The 5,698-nt window shown below is 61.2% G+C and carries 5 protein-coding genes and 1 pseudogene; 4 read left to right on the top strand and 2 right to left on the bottom strand.

What is annotated here, in order from left to right; all coding sequences use genetic code 11:
- From JHD62_RS20990 to JHD62_RS21005, 4 genes are all read left to right on the top strand, one after another.
- Nucleotides 1-1,049: helix-hairpin-helix domain-containing protein (locus JHD62_RS20990; protein ID WP_233161142.1), on the top strand; the 1,049-nt coding region annotated here is incomplete at its 5' end.
- A gap of 10 nt (nucleotides 1,050-1,059) precedes the next feature.
- Nucleotides 1,060-2,499 (top strand): tetratricopeptide repeat protein, encoded by a 1,440-nt coding sequence (locus JHD62_RS20995; RefSeq protein ID WP_199104516.1) that lies wholly within the window; start codon nucleotides 1,060-1,062, stop codon nucleotides 2,497-2,499.
- 82 nt (nucleotides 2,500-2,581) lie between these two features.
- On the top strand, nucleotides 2,582-3,451 hold the full coding sequence (gene galU, locus JHD62_RS21000; RefSeq protein ID WP_045846792.1) for a UTP--glucose-1-phosphate uridylyltransferase GalU: 870 nt from the start codon (nucleotides 2,582-2,584) through the stop codon (nucleotides 3,449-3,451).
- A 65-nt stretch (nucleotides 3,452-3,516) separates the two neighbouring features.
- Nucleotides 3,517-4,059: a hypoxanthine-guanine phosphoribosyltransferase gene (locus tag JHD62_RS21005; protein WP_045846793.1), complete on the top strand. Its 543-nt coding sequence runs from the start codon at nucleotides 3,517-3,519 to the stop codon at nucleotides 4,057-4,059.
- Nucleotides 4,060-4,136: 77 nt separating this feature from the next.
- On the opposite strand, the gene JHD62_RS23125 is transcribed toward JHD62_RS21005, so the two are convergent.
- A complete protein-coding gene (locus tag JHD62_RS23125) occupies nucleotides 4,137-4,832 on the bottom strand; it encodes an energy transducer TonB (RefSeq protein ID WP_199104517.1) in 696 nt (231 codons plus the stop codon).
- A 16-nt stretch (nucleotides 4,833-4,848) separates the two neighbouring features.
- Nucleotides 4,849-5,698 (bottom strand): annotated as a pseudogene (locus tag JHD62_RS21015) (nitrite extrusion protein); the annotation flags it as partial.

Below are 5,698 nucleotides of genomic sequence, written 5' to 3' on the forward strand. Positions count from 1 at the left end.
GTCAGGCGCAGCGCAGCCAGGCTATCCAGCATTTTGCCGGCCGGCGCATGATGGATATCGATGGCCTGGGCGAGCGTTATATCGACAAGCTGGTGGAGTATGGCTATGTGCACAGCGTGGCGGACCTGTACCGCCTGACGCTGGATGATCTGCTGGAAATGAAACGCCGGGCCGATGAAGACGAAGGCGTGACGCCAGAAACGGTGAAAGCCGGCAAGGTGGCCAGCAAATGGGCAGAAAACCTGCTGGAGGCCATTGCCGCCAGTCGTACTCCGCCGCTGGCGCGCTTGTTGTTTGCACTGGGCATTCGCCATGTGGGTGAGTCCACCGCCAAGACACTGGCCGACTGGTTGGGCTCACTGGCGCTGATCCGCCGTGCGCCTGCCGCCCTGTTTGCCGCGCTGCCCGATATTGGCGGTGTGGTGGCGCAATCGCTGGCCGACTTTTTTGCCGAAGCCAATAACGAAGCGGCACTGGATGCCCTGTTGCAGTATGTCAGCCCGGCCGACGAGCACGCCCCGTCTGCCAAGCTGGCAGAGCGGCTGGAACCGGCGGCCTTGCTGGCAAGGCTGGATATTCCACGGCTGACCGAGGTGCGCAGCCAGCAACTGGCGGCCCAGGTCAGCGGGCTCGCGCAACTGGCACGCATGGAAAGACGTCAGCTACTGCTGTTGCAATTGCCGGCCGAAGTCATCAACGCGCTGGCCGACTGGCTGGATGTCCCGGCCCAGCGCAGCGGCCTGCAAGCACTATCTGCCTTGCGCGACGAGATTCTGGCGCAATTGCCATCCGAGACGGCAGCTGCCAATCCGCTGTTTGACGGCAAAACCTTCGTGCTGACCGGCACCCTGCCCACATTGTCACGCGATGCAGCCAAGGCGCTGATTGAGGCCGCCGGTGGCAAGGTGGCGGGCAGCGTATCGAAAAAGACCCATTTCGTGGTGGCGGGGGCCGAAGCCGGCAGCAAGCTGGCCAAGGCTGAAGAGCTGGGCATTGCCATTCTGGATGAAGCCGGCCTGCAAGCCATGCTGCAGCAAACCGCGGACTGAAAGGGACATCATGCGCGAAACGGCATTCGAGCGCGGCAACCGTCTGGTGGCAGCCGATCAGCAAGAGCAGGCCATTGCCGCCTTCAGTAGCTGCCTGCAGCACAATCCGCAGGACTGGCAGGCCTTGTTCAACCGAGGCACCGCCCATATGCGGCTGAAACAGTACCCGCAGGCGCTGGAGGATTATCTGGCTGCCGCCGGCCTGAATCCGTCTTCCAGCAATATCAAATGCAATCTGGCCGTGCTGCTGAAGGAACTGGGTGAACTGACCCTGGCGGAAAACCTGCTGCTGGAAGTGTTGCAGGCCGAGCCGCAGCATGCCGAGGCCTGGAGCAATCTGGGCGTGGTGCTGCAATACGCGCTGCGTTACGACGATGCCGTGGTTTGCCACCAGAATGCCTTGCAACTGGCCGGCGCCAGTGGCGGACGGCTGAACAATCTGGGCAATGCCCTGACTTGCGCCTTGCGGCTGGATGAAGCGGTGAGTGCCTATCGTCAGGGTCTGGAACTGCAGCCGGACGACGCTTACCTTGGTTTTAACCTGTCGGTGGCCTTGCTGCTGCAAGGTGAGTACCGCGCAGCCTGGCCGCTGTACGAACAGCGCTGGCGCACCATCATGCAGCCGCGTTACCGCGAACATGCCTGGCAAGGCCAGCCGCTGGGCGAGCAGCACTTGCTGGTGTGGGCCGAGCAAGGCCTGGGCGATACCCTGCAAATGGCACGCTTCCTGCCCGTGTTGCGTCAGCAGCACCCGGCGGCCCGCATTACGCTGGCCTGCCAGACGGCCTGCCTGCGCCTGTTCGGGCAGCTGGAAGGCATTGACCTGGTGCCGCTGGAAGATACCCCGCCAGCCTACGACTGGCAGATTCCGCTGATGTCCTTGCCGCTGCGGCTGGATGTCACCCTGGACACCTTGTCCGACCAACCCTATCTGCAGGCAGATCCTGCGTTGTGTGCCGCGCAGGAGCAGCATTTGCCAGCCAGACAGGCTGGCCGCCTGCGGGTGGGGATAGTCTGGGAAACCGGCAGCTGGGGCGTGGGCATTGCCGATCATGGCCGCCAGAACAAATCGGTGCCGCTTGCGCAGTTCCTGCCCTTGCTGGACATGCCGCAGGTGGATTTTGTCTCGCTGCAACTGGGCGCGCTGCCGGATGAATTGCAAGGACGTGTCCATGCAGTGCAGATCGGCGATTTCGCCGACACTGCCGCCATTATCGAACAGCTGGATCTGGTGATCAGCGTCGACACCTCGGTGGTACACCTGGCCGGTGCATTGGGCAAGCCGGTGTGGGTGTTGATGCGGGCGGAAAGCGCACCGTTTTTCATGGCCAGCGCAGAAGTGTCACCCTGGTATGCCAGCATGCGTATCTGTCGTCAGCAGATACCGGGCGACTGGCCGCCACTGATTGACAGCGTGGCAAAAACGCTGCGTCAGTGGCACCCCTGTTGAGTTGTTGTTTGGAGCGGCGTGCAAGTCAGGTATAGAATGCGCGCCAGTCAGAAATATTTTCAATTGAAGACTTTTTACGACGATGAAAAAAATCAGCAAGGCTGTATTCCCGGTTGCCGGTCTTGGCACCCGTTTTTTGCCGGCAACCAAGGCCAGTCCCAAAGAAATGCTGCCAGTGGTGGACAAACCACTGATCCAGTATGCGGTGGAAGAGGCCATTGCCGCCGGTATTACCGAGCTGATTTTCATCACCGGTCGTAACAAGCGCTCCATCGAGGATCATTTCGACAAGGCCTACGAGCTGGAAACCGAGCTGGAAAACAAGAACAAGCAGAAGCTGCTGGACACGGTGCGCGGCATCATTCCGCCGTCGGTCAGCTGCATCTACATCCGTCAGTCCGAGGCACTGGGCCTGGGGCATGCGGTACTGTGCGCCCGCCCGGTGGTGGGGGACGAGCCGTTTGCCGTGATTCTGGCGGACGACCTGATTGATGGCGAAGTCGGTGCCATGGAGCAAATGGTCAGCCTGTTCGATACCACCCACAGCTCGGTGCTGGGCGTGGAAACCGTGGCGCGCGAAGAAACCGGCTCTTACGGCATTGTGGAAGTCAGCAGCCAGCCGCATGGCCGGCAGCGCGTGGTCAGCATTGTGGAAAAGCCGCATCCGGATGTGGCACCGTCCAATCTGGCCGTGGTGGGGCGTTACATCCTCACCCCGCGCATTTTCGACAAATTGCTGAATACCACGCCGGGTGCCGGTGGTGAAATCCAGCTGACTGACGGTATTGCCGCCTTGCTGAAAGAAGAAGCAGTACTGGCGCTGCCGTTCAAGGGAACCCGCTTCGATTGCGGTTCCAAGCTCGGTTATCTGAAAGCCACGGTCAGCTACGGCCTGAAGCACCATGAAGTAGCAAAAGATTTCTCGGCTTATCTGCAAGAACTGCAGGGCTGATCCATTATTAACCATCACGCCGCTCCAGCGACGGAGCGGCGTTTGCATTTTCTCTAGGAGCCAACATGCCTAACATTGCCGAAGCCCGCGGCCTGATCAACAGTTCGGACATTCTGTTCACTGCCGAACAAGTGAGCGCAGCCGTCGATCGCATGGCAGAAGAAATCACTGCCAAGCTGGGTGAAACCTACCCGCTGGTGCTGTCCGTGATGGGCGGTGCCGTGGTGTTTACCGGTCAGCTGCTGCCGCGTCTGAACTTCCCGCTGGATTTCGACTATGTGCACGTATCCCGCTATGGCGACAAGACCCATGGCGGCGAACTGGTTTGGAAACAGGCTCCGAAAGAAGATGTACAGGACCGCGTGGTACTGGTGCTGGACGACATTCTGGATGAAGGCCACACCATGGCTGCCATCCGCGACAAGGTGATGGGCATGGGCGCCAAGGAGTTCTACAGCGGCGTGTTTGCCAACAAGCTGATCCCCAAGGACAAGCCGATTGCTGCTGACTTTGTCGGCCTGGACGTGCCGGACCGTTATGTATTCGGTTATGGCATGGACGTACGTGGTGCCTGGCGTAACCTGCCGGCCATCCATGCGTTGAAGTAATAAGCCATACGCCAGATCGGCCAGAAAGCCGCCCGCAGTCTGACTGCCGGCGGCTTTTTTCATGCCTGGTGGCCCGGTCAGGGCGCTTGCAGCGAGAAGGTAATGGGCACTTGCAGGCTGGACTCGATCGCCACCCCACCCTGCCGTGCCGGAATGAAGCGCCAGTCAGCCACGGCTTGCCGGGCGGCTTCGTCCAGACGACGGCTGTGGCTGTGGCCGATCACTTCCACTTGCAGTGCACGCCCTTCGGCACTGACCCGCACCTGCAACATCACCCGGCCTTGCTCGCCCAGTTCGCGCGAACGTTCCGGATAAGGTGGTTCGGGGTTATGCAGATAGGCCGAGCGGTACAGCGCAGGCTGATGCACGCTTGCCCCGCTGCTTGCAGGTTTGGCGTTGCTGCCCTCGCCAGTATTGGTCATGGTGCTGCCCGGTGCCGCGCTGACTGTTGCAGCCGGGTTAGCAGTGGCCGCCGGATGCGGGCTGACGTCCGCCGGTGGCTGCTCCCGTGTAATGGCTGGCGGCGTCATTGCCGCATGAGGGCTGTGCATCGTGCTGTGCAGCGGCGGCGGGCTGGCTGCCCCGGTTGCCCTGGCCTTGGTGGCTGTCGGGGCGGGAGCGGCGTGTAATTGCAATTGCAAGGCGGCGGGTAGCGGCGGCGGTGTGTGCAGCAGGGCAGGGGCCAGCCCGAACAGCAATGTGCCATGCAGCAGGCCGGACAACAGCAAGGCGGTGGACAGCCTGGAGCGGGGCAGAAAGATAACAGGCTTCACGGTTGGTCTTTGGGGCTCAGCAACGCATGCTGGCGCGTGGGCGGGCGTATTGCCACCATGCTACCGCCATCGAAACCAGATAAAAAGCCAGAAACAGCAAAAATGCCGGAACAAAGCTGGCAAACCAGTCCAGCGCATTGCCAAAGGCCTTGGGAATGAAAAAGCCGCCCAGCGTGGCCGATACCGAACTGATGCTCATGGCGGCAACGCCACGGCGGCCACCGCGGGCATAGGCATCGGCTACGCTTTCGCCGCTATCCCTGGCCTGCCGTCCAGCCTCGATCAGGAATACCTTGGGCGACAGCTGATAGGACGAGCCATTGCCCACGCCGGCGGCAAAGAAAATCAGCTGCATGGACACCAGAAACAGGCTGAAGCTGCCGCCATCGCTGTCGCCCGGCAGGCTGAACAGAATGCCCAGCGTAGCCAGCGCCATCACCAGATTGCACATCAGGGTGGTGATGCCGCCGCCGATGCGGTCGCCGCACCAGCCGCCAATGGGGCGGGCCAGCGCGCAGATCATCGGCCCCAGAAACAGATAGGGTGTGGCATTCACCTGCGGGAACAGGGCATGGGCCAATAGCGGGAAAGCGGCGGAAAAGCCGATGAAAGTGCCATAGCTGCTGAGGTAAAGCAGGCAGATATACCAGGTATGGCGTTCTTTCATCATCAGCCACTGGTCGTGCAGGGTCAGCCGCAGCTTGGGCAGATCGTGTGCATATAGCAGACACAACATGCTCATCAGCAGAATCGGCAGAATCCAGATATAGCCTGCATTTTGCAGCCACACCGGGTGCACCTGTGCGCCACGGCCCCAGATTTGCGCATCGCCGGCCAGACTGCCGAACAGTGGCACGCTGATCACC

Source organism: Aquitalea sp. ASV11 (genome assembly GCF_016429185.1).
In the GTDB taxonomy this organism is placed as follows: domain Bacteria; phylum Pseudomonadota; class Gammaproteobacteria; order Burkholderiales; family Chromobacteriaceae; genus Aquitalea; species Aquitalea pelogenes.